Annotated in this window: 1 protein-coding gene; it reads right to left on the reverse strand. The window is 47.5% G+C overall.

Features of this window, described 5'->3' with window-relative positions:
* Window positions 1-711, reverse strand: a 711-nt coding sequence (locus tag AB4486_RS23580) for a tetratricopeptide repeat protein (protein ID WP_372118989.1), incomplete at both ends; no start/stop codon positions are given.

Consider the following 711-nt stretch of genomic DNA (forward strand, 5'->3'; position numbering starts at 1 on the left):
CTGTTGCTGTTGCTTCTGGGCTTGTTCGACGACCTCTAAGTTCTTCTTGGCATAAGCATGCTCAGGGTTGATTTCGAGAATACGTTGATACTCTTCTATTGCTTGATCGTACTTACCTTGTTGGGCTTGGGCGTTAGCAAGGTTGTAGCGAGCATCTTCACCAGAAAGGTCTTGCAGCGTCTGCTCTGCGGCTTCGAAATCACCGGCTTTGTATTGAGCAATGCCTTTCCACTCTTGTTGGGTGAACTGTTCAGCAGCTTGTTGGAAGTCCTCGTCCTGATACAGCTGATAGCCTACTTGATCATCGGTTTTCCACGGGTTCGCAAACGCAGTATTTGGTTGGCTAAAAGAGATAACTCCAGCTAAGGCACACCAAATAACGCCTTTTCTGAAAAGCCCAAGTGCAGGTAGCAATAGGAATGGCAGTAGCCAAAAGCCATTGTTGACTCTGGTGTTGAGTGAGTTATTGGTTTTGGTTACTTCTGTCGTAGTTGCAATGCGGTCGAGGTAGTTTGCGATGTGTTCGACATCTGAATTATCAAACTGAACTTCAGCAAAGGTACCACCATAGCTGCGTGTCAGATCGCGCATGTCCTTTAAGTTGGTTCTTGCTACTACCGTCTGTCCAGAGTCGGTTTGCATCATCGAGCCAGTTGGCAGCGAGATTGGTGCGCCACTTTCACTCCCTACAGCTAGAATCGACAATGTCCA

It is taken from the genome of Vibrio sp. 10N.222.55.C6 (assembly GCF_041473395.1).
Taxonomy (GTDB): Bacteria; Pseudomonadota; Gammaproteobacteria; order Enterobacterales; family Vibrionaceae; genus Vibrio; species Vibrio crassostreae_C.